This is a genomic window from Kitasatospora sp. NPDC056800 (assembly GCF_042789775.1).
Lineage (GTDB): Bacteria > Actinomycetota > Actinomycetes > Streptomycetales > Streptomycetaceae > Kitasatospora.
The window spans coordinates 1-22,422 of record NZ_JBHUAL010000164.1 but is presented as its reverse complement, the minus strand read 5'-3'; the positions used below and the strand labels follow the sequence as shown (position 1 = coordinate 22,422).

Genomic DNA, 22,422 nt, shown 5'->3' with positions numbered 1-22,422 from the left:
GAGGAGATCCTTTCCTCGGGCGCGGCCCGTTCCGTTCGTGCGTTCCGGCCGCGCTGCCCGGCGGTCAGCTGCGGCGGAGGGCCTCGGTGAGCCGGTTGGCGGCCTCGATGATGGCCTGGGCGTGCAGGCGACCCGGGTGGCGGGTGAGCCGCTCGATGGGGCCGGAGACGGAGACGGCGGCCACCACGCGGTTGGACGGTCCGCGGACGGGGGCGGAGACGGACGCGACGCCCGGCTCGCGCTCCCCGATGGACTGGGCCCAGCCGCGGCGGCGGACGCCGCTGAGCGCGGTGGCGGTGAAGCGGGCGCCCTGGAGGCCTCGGTGGAGGCGCTCGGGCTCTTCCCAGGCGAGGAGGACCTGGGCGGCGGAGCCGGCCTTCATCGGCAGGGTGCTGCCGACGGGGACGGTGTCGCGCAGACCGGAGAGTCGTTCGGCGGCGGCGACGCAGATGCGCATCTCGCCCTGGCGGCGGTAGAGCTGCGCGCTCTCCCCGGTGACGTCGCGCAGGTGGGTGAGGACGGGGCCCGCGGTGGCGAGCAGTCGGTCCTCGCCGGCGGCGGCGGAGAGTTCGGACAGGCGGGGGCCGAGGATGAAGCGGCCCTGCATGTCGCGGGTGACCAGGCGGTGGTGTTCGAGTGCGACGGCGAGTCTGTGGGCGGTGGGGCGCGCCAGACCGGTGGCGGCGACCAGCCCCGCCAGTGTGGCGGGGCCCGACTCCAGTGCGCTGAGCACCAGAGCGGCCTTGTCGAGAACGCCGACGCCGCTAGTGTTGTCCATAGCATGATATTGCAGTCTCAGGTAGCGAGACGCAAGTCTGTTTCGATGTCCGCCATCCTCTCAGATGCCCGCAAAGCACCACTTCCGGGACTCGGCGTCTCGGATGGCGGACGCGCCGCTGCGGGCGGTCGGCGCCCGCACCGGAAGCGGGGAACGGCCGGGGAACGGCCGGGGAAACGCAAAAAGCCCCTGCCGTGTCTCTTTCGAAACACGGCAGGGGCCGTAAGAAGAATTCGGCGGCGTCCTACTCTCCCACAGGGTCCCCCCTGCAGTACCATCGGCGCTGAAAGGCTTAGCTTCCGGGTTCGGAATGGAGCCGGGCGTTTCCCTCTCGCTATGACCACCGAAATGATCGGGCCGGGCAATTGCTCGAAAGCACTGCCTACGCCTCGCTGTAAATCATAGCAGGAGGAAAAGCGAACGGATTCCGCGGTCCCGAGGGGCCGGTCACGTCCGGGGGGTCGCTCGCGACCGGGGGCCGGTCGCGACCGGGGGTCGGGCCGACCGGCGGGCGGTGTCCACCCGTCGGCTCGCGTCGACCCGCTCGGAGGGGGAGCCGGCACACCGAGGGGGCGCGTCACGCAGCGTGCGCGCCCTGTCCGTCGTGTCCACGCCCGTGCGCACACCACCGACCCCACCCCTGTGCGCCGATCGCCCAAAAACCGACCGATAAGGTGTTAATCCAACATTCATCCATGCCGCATAGCCTCCGGGGGCTAGCCTCATGCTGAACGTCATCGTCCGACCGGGAGGCGAAAGCCCCGTGCAAGGCACTGTCACCACACCAGGCGGTTCCACGGTGCCCGGCGGCCAGGGCGAGGCGTTCCTGCTCGTCGTGGACGACGAGCCCAACATCCGCGAGCTGCTCTCCGCCTCGCTGCGCTTCTCCGGCTTCCGCGTCGCCTCCGCCGCCACCGGCACCGAGGCGCTCGAACTGGTCGCCGCCGAGCGCCCGGACCTGGTCGTCCTCGACGTGATGCTCCCCGACCTCGACGGCTTCACCGTCGTCGAGAAGCTGCGCGAGCGCACCAGCCGCGGGCAGATAGCCGGGCCGGCCCACGGGCACCCCGCCGACCACCTGCCGGTGCTCTTCCTCACCGCCAAGGACGGCGTCGGCGACAAGGTCCAGGGCCTGGCCGCCGGGGCGGACGACTACGTCACCAAGCCCTTCAGCCTGGAGGAGCTGATCGCCCGGATCCGCGCCATCCTGCGCCGGGCCGGCGGGCCCGCCGAGGACGGCCGACTGGTCGTCGCCGACCTCAGCCTCGACCCGGTCGCCCACGAGGTCACCCGGGGCGGCACCCCGGTCTCGCTCTCCCCGACCGAGTTCAAGCTGCTGCACTACCTGATGGCCAACGTCGGCCGGGTGGTCTCCAAGTCGCAGATCCTCGACCACGTCTGGGCCTACGACTTCGGCGGGGACCTCTCCATCGTCGAGTCGTACATCTCCTACCTGCGCCGCAAGCTCGACTCCGGCCCGGCGCACGGCCCCAAGCTGATCCACACCGTGCGCGGCATCGGCTACGCCCTGCGCCGCCCCCCGCAGGGCTGACCGGACCCGCTCGTGCCCGCCCGCTTCTCCTCCCGGCTGTCGCTGCGCGCCCGGCTGCTGGTGCTCGTGTTCGCGCTGGTCGCCACCGGGCTCGCGGTCAGCGACACCTTCGTGCTCGGCGCCGTACGGACCCAGCTGGTGGAACAGCTGGACGAACAGCTCCAGCGGTACGGGCTGCCGCTCTCCCGCAAGCCCCCGAGCCAGGTGGTCGCGCCGGCCGCCGGGAAGCCCCTGGTCGCCGGGCGGCGGGTCAGCCTGCCCAGCCAGTACCTGGTGCAGTACCTCTCCTCGGACGGCAAGGTCCAGGCGCTGATGCGCCAGCCCGTCTCGGACAGCGACCCGGCGCCCCAGCTGGCCGGACTGGACCCGACCCGGACCGCCCCCGACGTCCCCTTCGACCTGCCCGACCAGCGCGGCCGGCACAGCTGGCGGGTGCTGGTGCTGCCGCTCCAGGCCCCCCGCGGGCAGGCCGCCAACCCCAGCGCGTACGCCTCGCCCGCGGTCACCCCGACCTACGTCATGGTGGCGGTCTCCCGCGAGGACATCGACGCCACCATCGGCAGGCTGAGCACCTCCTTCCTGGCCATCGGCGGCGGCGTCCTGGTGCTGATCGCCGCGCTCGGCTTCTTCGCGGTGCGCGCCGGGCTGCGGCCGCTGCGCCGGATCGAGGCGGGCGCCGAGCGGATCGCGGCCGGCGAGCTGTCGCACCGGATGCCGGAGCTCTCCCCGGGCACCGAGGTCGGCCGGCTGTCGATCGCGCTCAACGGGATGCTCACCCAGATCGAGGCGGCCTTCGCGGCCCGCGCCGAGTCCGAGGCCCGGATGCGGCGCTTCGTCGCGGACGCCTCGCACGAGCTGCGCACCCCGCTGGCCGGCATCCGCGGCTTCGCCGAGCTCTACCGGATGGGCGCGCTGCCCACCGAGGCCGACGTCAAGCGGACCATGACCCGGATCGAGAGCGAGGCCGACCGGATGGGCGCCCTGGTCGAGGACCTGCTGGTGCTCGCCCGGCTGGACGAGGAGCGCCCGCTCGACCTCGCCCCGATGGACCTGCGCACCCTCGCCGCCGACGCGCTGCACGACCTCACCGCCCTCGACCCGAGCCGCCCGGTCGCGCTCACCGGCCCGGCCGGCACCGGCGCGCCCGGCGCGGCGCCCGTCCTCGGCGACGAGGCGCGGCTGCGGCAGGTGGTCACCAACCTGGTCGGCAACGCGGTCAAGCACACCCCGGCCGGCACGCCGGTCCGGATCGGGGTGGGCGCCGGCCCCGGCGGCGTCTGCCTGCTGGAGGTCGCCGACTCCGGCCCGGGCCTCACCGAGGAGCAGGCCCAGCGGGTCTTCGACCGGTTCTTCCGGGTCGACGCCTCCCGCAGCCGCGACAACGGCGGCGGCGCCGGCCTCGGCCTCGCCATCGCCACCGCCCTCACCCGCGCCCACGGCGGCACCCTCACCCTGCACACCGCCCCGGGCGAGGGCGCCACCTTCCGCGTCGAACTCCCCCGCCAGCGCTGACCGGATTCCCGCGGGGCCGAATGCCGCGAATTCGGCCCCGCCGACCCGAATGCCACGAATTCGGGCGTTCGGGGCGCGCTTTTGCCCCGGCTTTGTCGACTCGTCAATTCCCCGGCGAACCCGGAAGGTTCGGCGCCCGGTCATTGCCGGAATCCGGCATGGAGCGTTAAGAATGCGTGTGCCTATGATCGGCGTCGTCCGGCCGTGAGGAACCCTCCGGCCGTGACCCTTGCTTTTCCTTTCGACCCGAAAGGGGTCATCGTGAACCTCCGCCGTTCGCTGGTCTCGGCCGTCCTCGTCGCCGCCGTCGTCTCGCCCGCCGCCGTGCTCTCCGCCGCGCCCGCCTTCGCGGAGTCGGCGTCGGTGACGCAGACCCGGAGCGACAGCGGCTCGATCGCCGAGCTGGAGCAGGCCGCCGCGGCCGCGGCCAAGGCCCACACGGCGGCCGTCGCGAACGAGGCCGAGGTCACGGCCGAGGCCACCGCGTTCCTGAAGGACCCGCAGCCCTACCAGGGCAGGCTCCAGGAGGCGCGGGCCGCCGCCAAGCAGGCCGCCGCGACCAGGGAGACCACCGACAAGGAGGCCGAGGAGGCCGCCCGGGCGTACGGCACCGCCAAGGAGGAGGACCTCCCCAAGGCCAGGGAGCGGATGCTGAAGGCGTTCGAGGCCGCCAACGCCGCCACCGCCGCGGACGAGAAGGCCAAGGCCGCCGTGACCGCTGCGGGCAAGGCCCTGGACGACGCCAAGGTCGAGGCGTTCCGGCGGATCTCCACGGCCCAGGAGGCCACCAAGGCCGCGGCCGCCACCAAGGCCGCCGCGGACAAGGCGCTCGCCGACGCCCGGGCCGCCGCCGCGAAGCCGGTCGAGAAGCCCGTCGAGAAGCCGGCGGAGCAGCCCGCCGCCGGCACCCCGGCCTCGGACACCGCCGCGACCAAGGCGTCCACCGCGACCAGGGCCACCACCGCCTCGAACAGGTCGACCACCTCGACCAGCACCGCGACCGCCACGCAGGCCGCCACCACCGGCTCGGCCACCGAACTCGCCGACACCGGTTCCAACCCCGCCACCCCGTACCTCGCCCTGGGCTCCGGCCTCGCCCTCGGCCTCGGCGCCGCCGCCCTCTACGTCTCCCGCCGCAAGCCGGCCCGCTCGGCTTCCTGACCCACCCCGCCCCACCCGGCTCCGCACCCGCCCGAAAGGCGGGCGCGACCACCCCCGAACCGCAGGACAGGCCCCGGCCCGTCCTGCGGTTCCGGCGTTCCCGACCCCGAAACTCCTCGATCGAGTGAACCCGTTGCCGTTCACCCGGCCGACCCCCAGGTCGCGTGCGACCGTGCTGCCGTTGCTCGCGCGGGCTCGCGCGGGCTGATCACTGGACGGGAAATTGGGGTGTTCCGATGAGCGCGGTTGCTGTTGAGGAGACCGGCGTGGACCTGGACCAGGCGCTGTGGGAGATGTGGAAGTCCATGGACGTCCCCCAGGGCATCCATGTGGAGATCATCGAGGGGTTCGACGCCGTCACCGTCCTCACCGGCCCCGACCCCGAGCGCCGTGCCTACGCGACCTCGACCCGGGTCCCGTACGGCAAGGAGGCCGTGATCCCCGAGGGCCCCGCCAAGGGCTTCGTGATCGGTCCCGAGATCACCGGTGAGCGCCGTGGCTGAACGCGGCGCGTCGTTCAGGCGGGACCTGTCGGAGTGGCGGATCGTGCTGGTCGCGTGGCGGCTGCTGGTGCTGCAGGCGGCGGATCCGGTGGTGGCGGCGGGGATGGCGGAGCACTCGACGTACCGGGCGCACCCGTGGCGGCGGGTGGAGCACACGCTGGGCAGCGGGCGACGGCTGTTCTACCAGGATGCGGACGCGCTGCGCCGGGAGGTCGCGCGGCTGGAGCGGGCGCACAAGCGGATCCGGGGGACGGGGCCGGACGGGCGGCCGTACGACGCCGGGGACGCGGCGACCAGGGCGTGGGTGCTGCTGACGCTCTTCGAGGGCGTGGTCGCGATGCGCCGGCTGGGCGGGGACCGGTACGACGCGGGGGAGTTGGCGCAGGCGTATGCGGAGTTCCGGGAGGCGGTCGCCGTCTTCGACCTCCCGAAGGGCGAGATCCCGGAGACCGTGGGGGAGTTGCCGGCCTACTTCGCCCGGTACGCGCGGGAGCGGCTGGAGCACACCGAGGCGGCGCGCCACCTGCTGGACGACCTGCTGCGCGAGGCGCCCGCGCCGCGCCGGCTCCGGTTCCTCGGCGACGCGGGTTGGCGGGTGGTGCGGGTGGTGGTCGCCCGGGCGATCCGCGAGCTGACGGTGGCGGACCTGCCGCCGGCGGTGCGGGAGCGGTTCGGGCTGGTCCGGACCCGGCGGGCCGCGCTGCTGTCCGCCGTGCTGCACCGCGGCGTGGGCGCGGTCGTCCCGCTCCTCCCGGACCGGCTGCGCTACCGCTCCCCGGAGGAGCACCGGGCGCCGAAGCGCCACCGCCCGCACCGGGACGGCCGGGGGCCCCGGCTGGACCGCTTCTTCCGCGAGGTGCTCGACCAGACCGGCGACGGCTTCATCACCGCGCACGACCTGCGGGCGATGGCGCACAACGTGTGCTGGCAGCTGGAGTTGGACGAGGCGGGCGAGGCCCGGGTGTACGAGGCCTTCGACAGCTGGTGGGAGCAGCTGCGCGCGGTGATGGACGCGAACGGGGACGGGAGGGTCAGCCGGGAGGAGTTCGTGGCGGCGACCCTGGCGGGCCTGGACCGGGACGAGGCCTACCTGGAGCGGGGGCTGCTGCCCGCGCTGCGGGCGGTGTTCACCGCGGCCGACACCGACGGCAGCGGCTTCCTGGAGTTCGACGAGTACCGCGCGGTGTTCGGCGGGCCGCGCGTGCACCCGGCCGAGCTGTCGCACGGTTTCCGCCGGCTGGACGCCGACGGGGACGGGCGGATCACCCGGGAGGAGTTCCTGGCCGGATTCACCGGGTTCTTCACGGCCCGCGCCGATTCCGTCCCGGGCACCGAGCTGCTCGGCCGCCCGTAGGGCGTGGCCCGCAGAGGCGAGTCCGAAGACAGGCCCTAGCACGCGGATCCCGTCGGGGCGACCGGGTCGCGGGCCTGTCAAGCGCCGGTTCGGCCAACAACTTCCGGCCATCCGCCCGGTCGTTCGTTGCCCCGGCCCGCGGTGGATCCGCAGACTGTGCGGACCGCGCCGCGGCCCGTGACGCAGCGCACAGCCTGTCAATCCCACCCCACCTGCGGTTCCCCCGTAAGGATGGTGGATACTGCTCCTTGTGAACGTGTTCACGTTCACAAGCGGACAAGCTTGCGTGGTTGAGCAACGGTCTACGGCTATAGATGAAGTTTGTCCGGAAGATGCCCGTCGTCACGCGGGCAGGTTGGGAGAGAGGGCGACGTGGAACTGGCAATCGCTCACGAAACCATCGCGCGATGGCAATTCGGCATCACCACCGTCTACCACTTCCTCTTCGTCCCGCTCACGATCAGCCTGGCCGCGATCGTGGCCGGTCTGGAGACCGCCTGGGTGCGGACGAACAAGGAGAAGTACTTCCACGCCACCAAGTTCTGGGGAAAGCTCTTCCTCATCAACATCGCGATGGGCGTGGTCACCGGCATCGTCCAGGAGTTCCAGTTCGGCATGAACTGGTCCGACTACTCCCGCTTCGTCGGCGACGTCTTCGGCGCCCCGCTCGCGATGGAGGCGCTGATCGCCTTCTTCTTCGAGTCCACCTTCATCGGCCTGTGGATCTTCGGCTGGGACAAGCTGCCGAGGAAGATCCACTGCGCCTGCATGTGGATGGTGGCGCTGGGCACCGTGCTCTCGGGCTACTTCATCCTGGCCGCCAACTCCTGGATGCAGCACCCGGTCGGCTACGCGATCGACCCGGTCACCGGCAAGGCCCAACTGACCGACGTCGTCCGGGTGCTGTTCCAGAACACCACCCTGGTGGTCGTCTTCCACACCCTGACCGCCGCCTTCCTCACCGGTGCGGCCTTCGTCGTCGGCATCGCCTCCTTCCACCTCTGGAAGGCCAAGCGCAAGCCCGAGACCGCCGACCCGAAGAAGACCGCCGCGATGCGCACCTCGCTGCGGCTCGGCCTGGTGCTCGCGGTCGTCTTCGGCGCCGGCACCGCGCTCAGCGGCGACACCCTGGGCAAGGTCATGTTCGAGCAGCAGCCGATGAAGATGGCCGCCGCCGAGGCGCTGTGGGAGACCCAGGCGCCGGCGCCGTTCTCGGTCTTCGCGGTCGGGGACGTCAGCAAGGGCCACAACTCGGTCGCCCTGGAGATCCCCGGGATACTCTCCTTCCTCGCCCACAGCGACTTCAGCTCGTCCGTCCCCGGCATCAACGACACCGCCGCCGCCGAGGCCGCCCAGCACGGCGGCGACCCCAAGGACTACATCCCGAGCATCTTCGTCACCTACTGGGGCTTCCGCCTCATGATCGGCTTCGGGATGACCTCCTTCCTGGCCGGCCTGATCGGCCTGTGGACCACCCGGAAGAAGCTCTTCCTGCACCCCGAGTTCCGCACCGGCGAGACCGAGGTGCCCCGGCTGATGCTCACCCCCAGGCGCGAGCTGGGGCCGCAGCTGACCAAGTGGAGCTGGCGGATCGGCATCCTGACCATGGGCTTCCCGCTGATCGCCAACAGCTTCGGCTGGATCTTCACCGAGATGGGCCGTCAGCCCTGGGCCGTCTTCGGCCTGATGACCACGGCCAGCGCGGTCTCCCCCAACGTCAGCGTCGGCACCCAGATCGGGGCGCTGGCCACCTTCACCACGCTGTACGCCATCCTCGCCGTCATCGAGGTCCGGCTGCTGGTCAAGTACGCCAAGGCCGGCCCGGTGGTGACCGAGCAGCCGCCCACCAAGGACCCGTCGTTGCGCGGACCGTCCTCGGACGAGGACGCCGACAAGCCGCTCGCCTTCGCCTACTGAGGCGCCGGGACACCGGGGAACTGAGGATCTGACATGCAACTCCACGACGTCTGGTTCGTGCTGATCGCGGTCCTGTGGATCGGCTACTTCTTCCTGGAGGGCTTCGACTTCGGGATCGGCGTGCTGACCAAGCCGCTGGCCCGCAACACCGCCGAGCGGCGGGTGCTGATCAACACCATCGGCCCGGTCTGGGACGGCAACGAGGTCTGGCTGCTGACCGCCGGCGGCGCCACCTTCGCGGCCTTCCCGGACTGGTACGCGACGCTCTTCAGCGGCTTCTACATCCCGCTGCTGGTCATCCTGGTCTGCCTGATCGTCCGCGGGGTGGCCTTCGAGTACCGGGCCAAGAACGACGGCGCCCGCTGGCAGCGGAACTGGGAGGAGGCCATCTTCTGGACCTCCCTCCTCCCGGCCTTCCTCTGGGGCGTGGCCTTCGCCAACATCGTGCGCGGCGTGGACATCGACGCGCAGAAGAACTACGTCGGCACCCTCTGGGACCTGCTGAACCCGTACGCGCTGCTCGGCGGCCTGGTGACGCTCGCCCTGTTCACCCTGCACGGCTCGGTGTTCGCCGCGCTCAAGACGGTCGGCGAGATCCGCGAGCGGGCCCGCAGGTCCGCCCTGGTCTCCGGCCTGGCGACCGCCGTGCTGGCGCTGGCCTTCCTGACCTGGACCCAGGTGGACCACGGCAACGGCCGCAGCCTCGCCGCGATGATCGTCGCGGTGGTCGCCCTGCTCGGCGCCCTGGCGGCCAACCAGCTCGGCCGCGAGGGATGGGCGTTCAGCCTCTCCGGGGCGACCATCGTGGCCGCGGTCGCGATGCTCTTCCTGGCGCTCTTCCCGGACGTCATGCCCTCCACCCTGAACCCGGAGTGGAGCCTGACCGTCAGCAACGCCGCGTCCTCGCCGTACACGCTGAAGGTGATGACCGTCGTGGCGGCGATCTTCACCCCGCTGGTGCTGCTCTACCAGGGCTGGACGTACTGGGTGTTCCGCAAGCGGATCGGCGTCCAGCACATCCCCGGGCACAACCCGGCCGCCCCGCTCGACCAGGCCTGACGCCGTGAAGCCGGTCGACCCCCGACTCCTCGGGTACGCCCGCACCACCAGGGCCTTCCTCGCCGGATCCGTGCTGCTCGGCGCGGTCGGCGCGGCCCTGGTGGTCGCCCAGGCGAGTCTGATCGCCGAGATCGTCGTCCGCGCCTTCCAGCGCGGGGCGACGCTCGGCGAGCTGACCACGCCGCTGCTGCTGCTCGCCCTGACGGCGGTCGGGCGCGGGCTGGTCGGCTGGCTCACCGAACTCACCGCCCACCGGTCCGTCGCCCGGGTGAAGTCCACCCTGCGGCGCCGGCTGCTCGACCACGCCACCGCGCTCGGCCCGTCCTACCTGGCGGGCCGGCGCACCGGCGAACTCACCACCCTCGCCACCCGCGGTATCGACGCGCTGGACGACTACTTCGCCCGCTACCTGCCGCAGCTGGCGCTGGCCGTGGTCGTCCCGGTGATCGTGCTGCTGCGGATCGTCGGCGCCGACTTCACCTCGGCCGCGGTCATCGCCGGGACGCTGCCGCTGATCCCGCTGTTCATGGTGCTGATCGGGATGGCCACCCAGTCCCGGATGGACCGGCAGTGGAACACCCTGTCCCGGCTCTCCCACCACTTCCTCGACGTGGTCGCCGGACTGCCCACCCTCAAGGTGTTCAACCGGGCCCGCACCCAGGCCGCCACCATCGCCCGGATCACCGCCGACTACCGCCGGGCCACCCTGCGCACCCTGCGGATCGCCTTCGTCTCCTCCTTCACCCTGGAGCTGCTCTCCACCCTGTCCGTCGCGCTGGTCGCCGTCACCGTCGGCTTCCGGCTGGTGGACGGCACGCTCGACCTGGAGACCGGGCTGCTGATCCTGGTGCTCGCCCCCGAGGTGTACTTCCCGATCCGCCAGGTCGGCGCGCTCTACCACTCCAGCGTCGAGGGGCTGACCGCCGCCGACGAGCTGTTCCGGGTGCTGGAGACCCCGCTGCCCGCCGCCGGTACCACCCCGGCACCCGACCTCGCGAGCGCCGTGATCGCCGCCGAGGGCCTGGTCGTCCGGCACCCCGGGCGCACCGAGCCCGCGCTGGACGGCGCCGCGCTGACCCTGAGCCCGGGCTCCAGCACGGCGCTCACCGGCCCCAGCGGCGCCGGCAAGTCCACCCTGCTGGCCGTGCTGCTCGGCCTCACCGCCCCGTCGTCGGGCACCGTCCGGATCACCGCCGCCGACGGCCGTACGACGTACGACCTGGCCGAGCTGGAGCCGGAGAGCTGGCGGCGGCAGATCGCCTGGGTGCCGCAGCACCCGCACCTGTTCGCCGGGACGGTCGCCGAGAACCTGCGGCTCTACCGGCCGGAGGCCACCGACGAGCAGCTCTGGACGGCGCTGCGGGCCGCGCACGCGCTCGACTTCGTGACCGACCTGGCGGCAGTCCTCGGGGAGGACGGCGCCGGGCTCTCCGCCGGGCAGCGCCAGCGCCTCGCCCTCGCCCGGGTGCTGCTCGCCGAGGACCGGCCGCTGGTGCTGCTGGACGAGCCGACCGCCAACCTGGACGGCGCCTCCGAGGCGGCCGTGGTGGACGCCGTCCGGGCGCTCGCCGCCGACCCGGCGCGCACCGTGCTGGTGGTCGCGCACCGGCCCGCCCTGCTGGCCGTCGCCGACCGGCGGGTACGGCTGGCGGGAGCCCCGTCGGCCGCCGCCCCGGCCGCCCCGGTGGCGCCGCTCGCCCACAGCGGCCGCCCCACGCCCGCCCCCGCCGTCGCCGAGGAGCCCCGGCCCGAGGGCGGCGGCACCCCCCGGCTGGCGCTCTCGATCCTGCTCGGCGCGCTCGCCCTCGGCTGCGCCGTCGCGCTGATGGCCACCTCCGGCTACCTGATCTCCCGGGCCTCCGAGATGCCGCCGGTGCTCTACCTGATGATGGCCGTCACCTCGGTACGGGCCTTCGGCATCGGCCGCAGCGTCTTCCGCTACGCCGAGCGGCTGGTCTCGCACGATGCGGTGCTGCGCACCCTCGGCACCCTGCGGGCCGCCGTCTACCGGCGGCTGAGCGCGCTCGCCCCGGCCGGACTGCCCGCCTTCCGGCGCGGCGACCTGCTCTCCCGGCTGGTCGCCGACGTGGACGCCGTCCAGGACCACTACCTGCGCTGGCGGCTGCCGGCCGCGGTGGCCGGCCTGGTCGCGCTGGCCTCGACCGCGGCGATGGCCGCCTTCCTGCCGGCCGCCGGGCTGGTGCTCGGCCTCGGACTGCTGCTCGCGGGCGGGCTGGTGCCCGCCCTGGCCGCCCGCTGGTCGGCCGGCGCCGAGCGGCGCCAGGCCCCGGCGCGCGGGCGCCTGGCCACCGCCGTGGTGGACGCCTTCACCGGCACCGCCGAGCTCACCGTGGCCGGCGCGCTGCCCGGCCGGCTGGCCGCCGTCCGTAGCGCCGACGCCGCGCTGACCGGGCTGGCCGCCCGCTCGGCCGCCACCACGGCGCTCGGCACCGGGCTGATCGCCCTGCTCACCGGGCTGACCGTGACCGCCGCGGCCGCCGTCGGCGTCCAGGGGGTGCGCGACGGGGTGCTGGCGCCGGTCTGCCTGGCCGTGGTGGTGCTGACCCCGCTGGCCGCCTTCGAGGCCGTCACCGGGATGCCGCTCGCCGTCCAGGCCCGCCAGCGCAGCCGCGCCGCGCGGGCCCGGCTGGACGAGGTGCTCTCCGCCGAACCCCCGGTCGCCGAGCCCGCCGAACCGGTGGCGCTGCCCGAGCGGCCGCTGCCCGTCGCGGTGCGCGGGCTGACCGTACGGCACCCCGGGCAGACGGCGGACGCGCTCGTCGGGGTGGACCTCGACCTCGCGGCCGGCCGCCGGATCGCCGTGGTCGGCCCGTCCGGCTCCGGCAAGACCACCCTCGCCCAGGCGCTGCTGCGCTTCCTGGAGCCGAGCGCCGGAACGGTGCGGTTCGCCGACGGCCGCCCCGAGGCCGTGGACAGCCGCGCGCTGGCGGGCGAGTCCGTCCGCCGGGTGATCGGGCTCTGCGCCCAGGACGCCCACGTCTTCGACAGCTCGCTGCGGGAGAACCTGCGGCTGGCCCGGCCGGCGGCGGGGGAGGAGGAGCTGCGCGCCGCGCTGGCCGCCGCCCGGCTGCTGGAGTGGACCGAGGGCCTGCCGGATGGCCTGGACACCATGGTCGGCGAGCACGGCGCCCGGCTCTCCGGCGGCCAGCGCCGGCGGCTGGCGCTCGCCCGGGCGCTGCTCGCGGACTTCCCCGTGCTGGTCCTGGACGAGCCCGCCGAGCACCTCGACCTGCCCACCGCCGACGCCCTCACCGCCGACCTGCTGGCCGCCACCGAGGGCCGCACCACCGTGCTGATCACCCACCGGCTGGCCGGGCTGGACGACACCACGGTGGACGAGGTGCTGGTGCTGGACGGCGGACGGGTGGCCGAGCGGGGCCGCTGGTCGGAGCTGGTCGCCGACCCGGACGGGCGGCTGCACGCGATGTGGCGGCGGGAGCGGGAGGCGGACGGGCTGCTGGAGCCGGTTCCGGCTGCCGCCGGCCGGGCCGTCACCCGTTAGTCGCGCCGTCCTTCGGCTGAAAAGCGTACAAACGTAGGCTTTCTTCATGGACCCCACGCCGGACCTCCCGCCCGACCCCGCTCCGGGCTTCCCGTCGGACCCCGTTCCGGGCCTTCCGTCGGACCCCGTTCCGGGCCTCCCGTCGGACCTCCCCGGGGCCGCCGCCGAGCAGACGCCCCACCAGGTGCCGGAGATCGCCTCGCTCGGGCTGGACACCCTGGTCACCGAGGTCGCCGAGCGCCTGCAGTCGGCCGCCGCGGTCACCGACCGGATGCAGCGGCTGCTGGAGGCGGTGGTCTCGATCGGGGCCGGGCTGGACCTGCACGCCACCCTGCACCGGATCGCCGTGGGCGCCGCCGAACTGGTCGACGCCCGCTACGCGGCGCTCGGCGTGATCGCCCCCGGCGGCACCGGCCTGGCCGACTTCATCCACGTCGGGGTCGACGACGAGACCGCCGCCGAGATCGGCGAACTGCCCGCCGGCCGGGGCATCCTCGGCGCGCTCATCGACCGCCCCGAGCCGCTGCGGCTGGCCGACCTCCGCACCGACCCGCGCTCCTCCGGCTTCCCGCCGCACCACCCCTGCATGAGGACCTTCCTGGGCGTGCCGATCCGGGTCCGCGCGGAGGTGTTCGGCAACCTCTACCTCACCGAGAAGAAGGGCGGCGGCGCCTTCACCCCCGAGGACGAGCAGGTGGTGCACGCGCTCGCCGCGGCGGCCGGCGTGGCCATCGAGAACTCCCGGCTGTACGAGGAGGGCCGCCGCCGCGAACGCTGGATCGCCGGCGCCGCCGCCGTCGCCACCGCCCTGCTCTCCGCCGAGCAGGCCGAGAGCGCGCTGACCGTCGCCGCCGAGCAGGTACGGGAGCTGGCGGACGCCGCGCTCGGCATGATCCTGCTGCCGACCGGCCCGGAGGGCGGCGGCGAGGGCGACGGGCAGATGCGGGTCGCGCACGCCTCCGGCGAACTGGCCGAGTACGTCCGCGGCGAACTGCTGCCCAGGGAGAGCTTCGCGGCGCGGCTGCTCGCGGGGGAGAGCGTCTACCTGGACGACATGTCCAGCGACCCGACCGTGGTGATCCGGCTCGCCCGCCGCTTCGGCCCGTCCATGGCCGTGCCGATGGTCGCCGCGGGGCGGGTGCTCGGCGGGCTCTGCGTCTGGCGCCCGCACGGCGCGGTGCCGTTCACCGACAGCGAGAAGCAGCTCGCCGAGACCTTCGCCTCGCAGGCCGCGCTGGCCCTGCGGCTCGCCGAGGGCCAGCGCGACCAGCAGCGGCTGGCCGTCTTCCAGGACCGCGACCGGATCGCCCGCGACCTGCACGACCTGGTGATCCAACGGCTGTTCGCCACCGGGATGATGCTGGAGAGCGCCGCCCGGCGGGCCGTCGTCCCCGAGGTCAGGGTCGGCATCGGCAAGGCGGTGGACGAGCTGGACGCCACCATCCAGGAGGTCCGCACCACCATCTACGCCCTCCAGCACGACGACCACGGCGACGCGCCGGACACCCTGCGCACCCGGGTGCTGCGGGAGGCCAGCCAGGCCGCGGCCGCGCTCGGCTTCAAGCCCTCGGTGAGCTTCGTCGGGCCGGTGGAGAGCCTGGTCGGGGAGAAGACCGGCCGTCAACTGCTCGCCGCCCTGCGCGAGATGCTCTCCAACACGGCCCGGCACGCGCGCGCCTCCCGGGTCGGCGTGGAGATCGACGCGACCACCCACCTGGGCGAGGACGGCCGCCCGGTGGGCGGCGACCCGGACTCGCTGGACCGGGGCGGCCGGCCCGGCGTGCTGCTCACCGTGACCGACGACGGGGTGGGCATCCCGGCCGGCGGCCGGCGCAGCGGCCTGCTCAACCTCACCCGGCGCGCCGAGGCGCTCGGCGGCGACGCCTGGCACGAGAGCGGGCCGTACCGCAAGGGCACGATGGTGCGCTGGACGGCCCGGCTCTGAGGGTTCCGACCGGGACTACCACCAAGAACCGGTGAAAGTTAAACGAGAGAGAACTTCCCGACCAACAGCGCAAGTTGTGAACGTTCTGGGCTTTCGGGGGCTCCGTGTGCACACATAGCTTTGCTCCGCTCGGAGGGGAAACCGGAGGGCAACCGGACGGAGGGGGCAGTGAACGCTGCCGGCCGCGGTCACACCGCAGCAGGGGCAAGTCGAGGGGGTTTCCGCGCCGAACGGGCAGCGGACGGGCGCTACCGCTGGCAACTGAAGGCGTCCAACGGCCGGGTGGTCGCGATCACCCCGGCCGCGTTCGAGACGGCGGGCGAGGCCGAGCGGGGCTTCGACGGCCTGCGCGCCGCGGCGCCCGGGCTCACCGCGCGCATCACCCACGTACGGGAGGGCATCGGCTGGATCTGGGTCGTCCCGGGCTCGCGCGCCCTCCCCGAGGTGCGCTCCAGCCGCGCGTACGAGCGGTACGCGACCTGCCAGAACGCCTTCCGGCGGTTCGTGGTGCTGCTCTCCAAGCAGCCTCCGCACGAACTCCCGGAGCCCGCCGTACCGTTGAGACGCACCGATGGCCGCTGAGCGACGCGGCCCGCGACTGCTGATCGTGCCGGCGGCCGACCGCTGCCTCGGCTGGGCACTGCGGGCCGCCAACGGGAGGCCGCTCGGGGTCGGCGTACGGACGTACCGCAGCGAGGACGAACTCGCCGAGGCCGTCCGGGTGCTGCTGATCGAACGGGCCGCGCTGCGGTGCTCGGTCGGGCAGTCCGAAGGACGTCAGTGGGTCTGGGCCGCCTACCTGCCGGTGCGCAGCACCCGGCCGGGGGCGGCCGACGCCGTCCCGGTCGCCCGCAGCGCCCGGGGGTACCTGCGGCGGGACCAGTGCCAGGCGGGGATCGAGGGGTTCCTGGCCGGACTGCAGTGGGTGGGGCAGGAGTTGCGGCGATCGGGGCGGGACGGCCGCCGGCCGCTGTAGGAGACCGTGTGCGTGGCGGTCCGTCGAACGCGACGGACCGCCATGTCGGCATGTCCGGGGCGTATCCCGGGTGTATCCGGAGCATGTCCGGAGGCGGCGGTTCCGTCCACGGCCCCCGTCCGTGCAGTTCCGGTGAAGGGCAGGTTTCCGGCAACACCCCGAGCAGCTTCCTGGAGAAGAACGTCGACCGGGTTCGGAGGGCCGGTAGTGCCCCTGTCACGTGCACGCTGACCAGTGGCTAAACCTCGCTGAACCGATGAGTCGACATTCCCCGGCCGGACCCGGCCTCCCTTCCGGCGGAACCTCCCCGCCGGACAGGATCGGCACTGCCGGCGAGGCCGCAGCGGACGCGGCCACACGGCCCCGAACTCCCGAACGGAGTACGGGTTTCACGCGATGTACGTCTCTCCCCCGGAGGAAGAGGAACATGCGTAAGACCGCTGCCAAGCTGCTCACCGTCGCCGCCCTGGCGACCTCCATCGCGACCGTCGCCGGCGGCACCGCCGTCGCCGACCCGGCCGCCGGCGTGACGCCGCGCGCCATCGACTTCGTGGGCACCGGCTCCGACACCACCCAGGCCGTCGTGAACCAGCTCGCCGCCGACTACAACGCGTCGCTGACCGACCCGAACGCCCCCCGCGTCTACAGCTGGGACGCGACCCCCACCGGCACCACCATCACCCCCAAGGCCGGTTCCGCCGCGATCGCCCGCCCGAACGGCTCCGGCGCCGGCATCAAGGCGCTGGCCACCTACACCAACACCACGGTGGACTTCGCCCGCTCCTCGCGCGGCCCGCAGTCGAGCGACCCGAGCAGCGACTACTTCGTCAGCCTGGCGAAGGACGCCGTCGCCTGGGCCGCCCCGGCCACCGGCAACGCCCCGGCGAACCTGAGCACCGCGAACCTGAAGGACATCTTCACCTGTGCGGTGACCAACTGGCACGACATCGACGCGTCGCTGCCGAACGCCACCATCAAGCCCTTCCTGCCGCAGACCGACTCCGGCACCCGCTCCTACTTCCTGACCACCATCGGTGGCGGCGTCGCGGTCACCCCCGGTGCCTGCGTCGTCAGCGGCACCCAGGAGAACCAGGGCAGCGACTCGGTCCTGGCCGACCCCAACGCGCTGGTCCCCTACTCCGTGGCCCACTACATCGGCCAGGTCTACTACGGCCAGGGCAGCGGCACCGACGTCCAGGGCCCGCTGACCATCCGCAACGTCAACGGTGTCCTGCCGGTGGACACCACGGCCAAGACGATCAGCGCCGCCTTCGCGGCCACCCCGTACTCCCGCGTGGTCTACAACGTCTTCCGTGACACCGAGTGGAACTCGAACGCCACCCTGCGCGCCATCTTCGGCAAGGGCGGCTGGCTCTGCAACAACGGCGCCAACGACCTCAAGAGCTACGGCTTCCTGCCGCTGTCCGCCTTCGCCTGCGGCGCCGTCACCCACTCCTGATCCACCCCGCACCACACCGGCGGCCGCGGGGCCTCGCCCGCGGCCGCCGGGCCACCCTCACCACGACCGGACGCCGGAGGCGGGCCGATGCGCAGGGCCATGACCATGCTGGGCGGTGCCGCCGCGATCGCCGTCCTGGCGACGACCACCGTCGGCGGTACCGCGCTCGCCGACCCGGCGGCCGGTGTCACACCGCGTGCCGTCGACGTCGTGGGTGTCGGCGACGGGACGACCCAGATCCTGATGAACCGGATCGCGAGCGGCTACAACGCCTCGCTGACGGATCCGGCGACACCGAGGCTGTACAGCTGGGACACGCGCCCGAGCGGGACCATCACCACCAAGTCGGGTGCCACGACGATCGCCCGGCCCGCGGACCAGCACGCCGGCATGGTCGCGCTGAACGGCCGCACCGGCACCACCGTGGACTTCGCCCGCGCGTCACGCGGCCCGCAGCAGGACGACCTCTCGACGGACGACTTCGTGGCCATCGCCTGGGACGCCGTCGCCTGGGCCGCCCCGGCCACCGGCAACGCCCCGGCGAACCTGAGCACCGGGAACCTGAAGGACATCTACACCTGCGCGGTCACCACCTGGAACCAGATCGACCCGGCGCTGCCGAACGCCACCATCAAGGCCTACCTTCCCCCGTCCGGGACAGGTCTGAGGGCGCACTTCCTGCTCACGATCGGTCGCGGCTACGCGGTCACCCCCGGTGCCTGCGTCACCAGCGGCATCCGGGAGAACCAGGGCAGCGACCCGGTCCTGGCCGACCCCGACGCGTTGATCCCCTACTCGACGGGCTACTACATCGGCCAGGCGTACCAGGGGCAGGGCGGTGGTGAGGACGTGCCGGGTGCCCTGACCCTGAGGTCCGTCGACGGCATCGCGCCCATCGACCCGCAGACCAGGACGATCTCGGCCTCCGCCGTCACGGCGCCGTACGGGGTCGTGCTGTCGAACGTCCTGCGCGACGCGGAGCTGTACGCCGACAACACCCGTGGTGCCGCGCTGCGCGGCATCTTCGGCCGCGGTGGCTGGATCTGCCGCAACGGCGCGGACGCCATCAGGAAGTCCGGTTTCGTCCCGTTGCCGCAGATCGCCTGCGGCTCCGTCACCCACTCCTGAGCCCCGCCGAACCGCACCACCCGCACATCACCTCTCCCTCTCCCAAGGAGTCCAGCATGTCCCGCATCAGCGCCCGCCTGGCCGCTACCGGTGCCGCCGTCGTCCTCTCCCTGACCGCCGTGAGCGGCGTCGCCGCCGCCGACACGGCCACCACCCCGGCCGCCGGCCAGGCCGTGATCACCACCGACGTCAACTTCCTGACGAACGCCGCGCTCAACGGCATCGTGATCATCCCGCTCCAGCCCGCGGACCCGGCGTACGACCAGACGGCGGGCCTCACCGTGACGCTTCCGGTGACCGGCGGCGCCGCGAACATCCCGAACTTCTACGGCGACGTGCAGTTCGGTGGCGGCCTGCTCTTCCTGAACCTCAAGACCGGCAAGAGCGTGGCCTTCAAGCAGCTCGACTTCTCGGTCGACAACGGCTACTTCACCGCCGTTCCGAACGGCTCGACCACGCCGGTCCCGCTGCTCGACCCGTCCGGCGACAACGTGATCACCCGCAGCGGCCTCACCCAGAACCTGACCTCCTCCAGCTTCGAGGTGGACGCGGCCGGCGCGCAGTACCTCGACACCAAGCTGGGCACCGGCTACTTCACCGCCGGCCAGAAGATCGGCAAGCTCGCGCTGTCCTACACCCCGGCGCACTGAACCACCCGGTACCGCTCACCCGGTACTGAACCGCAGGTCGGCGGGCCCGCGCCTCGGCGCGGGCCCTTCGCTTGCGGAGTTCCCAACTCCGGTACGGAGTCGTCGCGTTGTGGTCTCGTACATCTGGTCGACCGGATCCCGCCATGTCCGGCTGGCCGAATAGTACGCACGGAACCGTCCGTCCCCAGCGCGATCGACGCCCTCGTGCCGCCTCCCTCGGCGGCCCGCATCTCCCGGAGGCCTCGCCATGAGAAACCGCGTACCCGACCCGAGAGGCCCAGGGAGGTGGCGCCGTCGACTACCGGCCCTGGTCCTCGCCAAGGCCGTGGTGGCGGCGCTCGCCGTCATTCCGATCGGGTTGGGCGCGGCGCCACAGGCGCACGCCGACTCGGCGGTGACCGTCCCGGGCCCGAAGGTCTGGATTCCGTCCGCCAAGAAGTACGGCACCGAGGGCAGCGTGACCGTCTCCCAGACGGCGAACCTGACCAACCAGGTCCTCCAGGTGTCCTGGAGCGGCTTCACCCCGACGGTCTACCTGGGCACCAACGATCCCGCGCCGACGGCGCAGTCGCTGTCGACCCACATCCTCTACGCGGTGCGGATCTACCAGTGCCGGGGCACCGACCCAGCGGTGACGGACTGTTACGGCAGCACCCTCTACGGCGGCGACCGGACGAAGGGCTTCGAGCAGCCGCCCCGGCCGACGCGCACGGAGGTGCCGGAGTGGCCCACCAACCAGGTGATCGCCGCCACCGGCCCGGACGGCTCGGGCAGCGCCTCGATCGAGGTGTGGAGCGCGAAGGAGAGCTCCACGCTCGGCTGTGACGCGACCCACCCCTGTTCCCTGGTGGTCGAGCCGAACTACGGCGGCGACCCGCTGGACCTCTTCCAGGTCCTCGACGGCAAGGCCGACTGCGAGTTCCACGACCTGGACGCCGACCCGGACGGCTACACCGCCGCCGACGGGATCATGACCCCCGGCAACCAGAACTGGAAGACGGGCAACCGGACCAGCGAGCAGTGCGCCTGGCAGCACCGGACGGTGGTCCCGCTGTCCTTCGCGCCCACGGCGGACTCCTGCACGGTGAGCAACCAGGCCTTCGGTGCCGCCGGTCTGGAGATGGCCAACCGGGCCATGCAGCAGTGGCGGGCCGGCCTGTGCCTGGGCGACTCGCCGATGACCGTGGGCTACGTCCCCTCCGGTGGTGAGCCGCAGGCCCGTGCCGCGTTCCTGGGGGGCAGCAGCAGCACGGAGGTCGCGCTGACGGCGCGGCCCGACCGGTCGCCGCCCACCCGTCCGTACGTCTACGCCCCGCTCGCGACGACCGGCATCTCGGTCACGTACCTGATCGACGACCCGAAGACCGGTCGGCAGATCCGCGACATGAAGCTGAACGCCCGGCTGGTCGCCAAGCTGCTCACCCAGTCCTACGCCTCGCCGGGGACGAGCATCCCCTCGGTGGCCGGCAATCCGAACTGCCTCTTCACCGACCCCGAGTTCAAGCAGCTGAACCCGGAGACGGCGGCCAACGGGATCCACTGGCCGACGAGTTGCGGCGGCACCCTGACGATCTACCCCGGTGTTCCCGGTGGCACCACCGACTTCACCTACCAGCTGACCTCGTGGTTTGCCGCCGATCCGGACGCGAGCCGCTTCCTCGACGGTGAGCCGGACCAGTGGGGCATGCGCGTCGACAGCTTCTACCTGAAGCCGAAGTTCGCCGGCTACCCGGCGGAGGCGTTCCAGGTCCAGGACTACTCCGGGCCCGCGCAGGGCAGTGCCGGAGTCGACTTCAAGCACTGGAAGCAGTACGAGTGGAACCCCTCGCTCGACGGTCTCGGGCGGGTCGCGCGCAACCTGATGCAGTACCAGCCGAACTGCCAGCAGCCGAACACCGAGTCGGACGGCAGCCACAAGGCCTGTGCCACGCAGATCCCCGGCCAGCGGTCGCTGCTCGCCATCATGGACACCGGCCAGGCCAAGGCGTTCTCGCTCCCCGAGGCCTCGCTGCTCAACCCGGCCGGCTCCTTCGTGTCGCCCGGCACGGCCGGCTTCCAGGCCGCCGTCGGCGACATGCCGACCGACGCCGCCACCGGGGTCCAGCAGCTGCCCTACGGCACGCCGGACACCGCGTTCTCGCGTGACCAGCGGGCGTACCCGCTGACCGCGGTGCAGTACGCGATGGTGCCGACCGGCGGCGTGCCCGCCGAGAAGGCCGCGTCGATCTCGCAGTTCCTCAAGACCGTGACCACCGACGGCCAGACCTACGGCCTCGCGCCGGGCCAGCTCGCCCAGGGCTACCTCGCGCTGACCGGCGCCCAGCGGCAGCAGGCCCAGGAGGCCGTGCAGCACGTCGCGGCCCAGGACGGCAAGCTGCCCGGCAACCAGACCGCCCCTCCGCCCGGCGGCGAGCCGGGCACCCCGGAGAGCGGCAACGGTTCCTCCGGCTCCGGCGGCACGGGCGACGGCACCACCCCGGTGAGCAGCTCCGGCACCGGCGGCACCACCGCCGACGGCAACTCCGGCGGCACCGGCTTCGGCTCCTCCGACGGCCTGTCCGGCGGCGGCCTCTCCGGCACCGGCTCCACCGGGACCGGCACGGCCGGCGGTGCCGCGGCTCCCGGCGCGGCCGGCGGCGCCAAGCCCGGCGCGGGCACCGCGCCCTCCGGCAACGCGATCGCCGCGGCCCCGGTCGGCACCCCGGTGCCCGACCGTCCCGGCACCGCCCGCCTGCTGCTGCCCGTCGCGCTGATCGCCGGCCTGGTGCTGCTGGTCGGAGGACCGGCCGCGCTGGTCCTGGGCGGTACCCCGGCCGGGGCGAAGGTGCTGACCGGCGCCCGCGCCCAGTGGTCGCGACTGCGCCGCAAGTAGGAACCCGCGCTCGGCGGGGCCGCCGTTCCGGCC

Annotated in this window: 16 protein-coding genes and 1 rRNA gene; 15 read left to right on the top strand and 2 right to left on the bottom strand. The window is 73.1% G+C overall.

Going from position 1 to position 22,422, the window contains the following annotated elements; genetic code table 11:
• Positions 1-64: 64 nt before the first annotated feature.
• The gene (locus ACFRQN_RS29470; protein WP_030246527.1) at positions 65-778 is read right to left on the bottom strand and encodes an IclR family transcriptional regulator; all 714 of its coding nucleotides are present in this window, start codon (positions 776-778) and stop codon (positions 65-67) included.
• Positions 779-1,009: 231 nt separating this feature from the next.
• A 5S ribosomal RNA gene (rrf, locus tag ACFRQN_RS29465) occupies positions 1,010-1,126 on the bottom strand.
• A gap of 415 nt (positions 1,127-1,541) precedes the next feature.
• On the opposite strand from rrf, the gene ACFRQN_RS29460 reads away from it, so the two are divergent.
• The 15 genes from ACFRQN_RS29460 to ACFRQN_RS29390 all read left to right on the top strand — a co-directional run bounded on the left by ACFRQN_RS29460 (position 1,542) and on the right by ACFRQN_RS29390 (position 22,389).
• Complete coding sequence (locus tag ACFRQN_RS29460) at positions 1,542-2,330, top strand: response regulator transcription factor (RefSeq protein WP_304414264.1); 789 nt, start codon at positions 1,542-1,544, stop codon at positions 2,328-2,330.
• 12 nt (positions 2,331-2,342) lie between these two features.
• A complete protein-coding gene (locus ACFRQN_RS29455; protein ID WP_117488840.1) occupies positions 2,343-3,842 on the top strand; it encodes a cell wall metabolism sensor histidine kinase WalK in 1,500 nt (499 codons plus the stop codon).
• A gap of 261 nt (positions 3,843-4,103) precedes the next feature.
• Entirely contained in the window at positions 4,104-5,003 is a 900-nt protein-coding gene (locus ACFRQN_RS29450; protein WP_380743247.1) for an LAETG motif-containing sortase-dependent surface protein, read from the top strand.
• A 266-nt stretch (positions 5,004-5,269) separates the two neighbouring features.
• Positions 5,270-5,506 (top strand): hypothetical protein, encoded by a 237-nt coding sequence (locus ACFRQN_RS29445; RefSeq protein WP_049651268.1) that lies wholly within the window; start codon positions 5,270-5,272, stop codon positions 5,504-5,506.
• Positions 5,499-6,860 (top strand): oxygenase MpaB family protein, encoded by a 1,362-nt coding sequence (locus tag ACFRQN_RS29440; RefSeq protein WP_380743244.1) that lies wholly within the window; start codon positions 5,499-5,501, stop codon positions 6,858-6,860. Before ACFRQN_RS29445 ends, ACFRQN_RS29440 begins: the two co-directional genes overlap by 8 nt.
• 372 nt (positions 6,861-7,232) lie before the next feature.
• A complete protein-coding gene (locus ACFRQN_RS29435) occupies positions 7,233-8,777 on the top strand; it encodes a cytochrome ubiquinol oxidase subunit I (RefSeq protein ID WP_049651270.1) in 1,545 nt (514 codons plus the stop codon).
• A gap of 33 nt (positions 8,778-8,810) precedes the next feature.
• The gene (gene cydB / locus ACFRQN_RS29430; protein WP_074002005.1) at positions 8,811-9,836 is read left to right on the top strand and encodes a cytochrome d ubiquinol oxidase subunit II; all 1,026 of its coding nucleotides are present in this window, start codon (positions 8,811-8,813) and stop codon (positions 9,834-9,836) included.
• A gap of 4 nt (positions 9,837-9,840) precedes the next feature.
• Positions 9,841-13,359, top strand: a complete 3,519-nt coding sequence (cydD, locus tag ACFRQN_RS29425) for a thiol reductant ABC exporter subunit CydD (protein WP_380743242.1) — start codon at positions 9,841-9,843, stop codon at positions 13,357-13,359.
• 46 nt (positions 13,360-13,405) lie between these two features.
• The gene (locus ACFRQN_RS29420) at positions 13,406-15,304 is read left to right on the top strand and encodes a GAF domain-containing sensor histidine kinase (RefSeq protein ID WP_380743240.1); all 1,899 of its coding nucleotides are present in this window, start codon (positions 13,406-13,408) and stop codon (positions 15,302-15,304) included.
• A gap of 168 nt (positions 15,305-15,472) precedes the next feature.
• A complete protein-coding gene (locus ACFRQN_RS29415; RefSeq protein WP_074002007.1) occupies positions 15,473-15,886 on the top strand; it encodes a DUF1508 domain-containing protein in 414 nt (137 codons plus the stop codon).
• The gene (locus ACFRQN_RS29410; protein ID WP_049655595.1) at positions 15,876-16,280 is read left to right on the top strand and encodes a hypothetical protein; all 405 of its coding nucleotides are present in this window, start codon (positions 15,876-15,878) and stop codon (positions 16,278-16,280) included. Before ACFRQN_RS29415 ends, ACFRQN_RS29410 begins: the two co-directional genes overlap by 11 nt.
• Before the next feature lie 427 nt (positions 16,281-16,707).
• Positions 16,708-17,739 (top strand): PstS family phosphate ABC transporter substrate-binding protein, encoded by a 1,032-nt coding sequence (locus ACFRQN_RS29405; RefSeq protein WP_380743238.1) that lies wholly within the window; start codon positions 16,708-16,710, stop codon positions 17,737-17,739.
• Between the two features lie 87 nt (positions 17,740-17,826).
• Positions 17,827-18,867, top strand: a complete 1,041-nt coding sequence (locus ACFRQN_RS29400; protein WP_380743236.1) for a PstS family phosphate ABC transporter substrate-binding protein — start codon at positions 17,827-17,829, stop codon at positions 18,865-18,867.
• A 56-nt stretch (positions 18,868-18,923) separates the two neighbouring features.
• Complete coding sequence (locus tag ACFRQN_RS29395; RefSeq protein WP_049655591.1) at positions 18,924-19,517, top strand: hypothetical protein; 594 nt, start codon at positions 18,924-18,926, stop codon at positions 19,515-19,517.
• A gap of 247 nt (positions 19,518-19,764) precedes the next feature.
• Positions 19,765-22,389, top strand: coding sequence for a hypothetical protein (locus tag ACFRQN_RS29390; protein ID WP_380743234.1), 2,625 nt, complete (start codon positions 19,765-19,767; stop codon positions 22,387-22,389).
• Positions 22,390-22,422 lie beyond the last annotated feature (33 nt).

What these genes read in the sequence shown, in the direction of transcription:
- ACFRQN_RS29470 (WP_030246527.1), bottom strand. Translation starts at nt 778, where the DNA reads ATGGACAACACTAGCGGCGTCGGCGTTCTCGACAAGGCCGCTCTGGTG.
- cydB (WP_074002005.1), top strand. Translation starts at nt 8,811, where the DNA reads ATGCAACTCCACGACGTCTGGTTCGTGCTGATCGCGGTCCTGTGGATC.
- ACFRQN_RS29420 (WP_380743240.1), top strand. Translation starts at nt 13,406, where the DNA reads ATGGACCCCACGCCGGACCTCCCGCCCGACCCCGCTCCGGGCTTCCCG.
- ACFRQN_RS29410 (WP_049655595.1), top strand. Translation starts at nt 15,876, where the DNA reads ATGGCCGCTGAGCGACGCGGCCCGCGACTGCTGATCGTGCCGGCGGCC.
- ACFRQN_RS29405 (WP_380743238.1), top strand. Translation starts at nt 16,708, where the DNA reads ATGCGTAAGACCGCTGCCAAGCTGCTCACCGTCGCCGCCCTGGCGACC.
- ACFRQN_RS29400 (WP_380743236.1), top strand. Translation starts at nt 17,827, where the DNA reads ATGCGCAGGGCCATGACCATGCTGGGCGGTGCCGCCGCGATCGCCGTC.
- ACFRQN_RS29395 (WP_049655591.1), top strand. Translation starts at nt 18,924, where the DNA reads ATGTCCCGCATCAGCGCCCGCCTGGCCGCTACCGGTGCCGCCGTCGTC.
- ACFRQN_RS29390 (WP_380743234.1), top strand. Translation starts at nt 19,765, where the DNA reads ATGAGAAACCGCGTACCCGACCCGAGAGGCCCAGGGAGGTGGCGCCGT.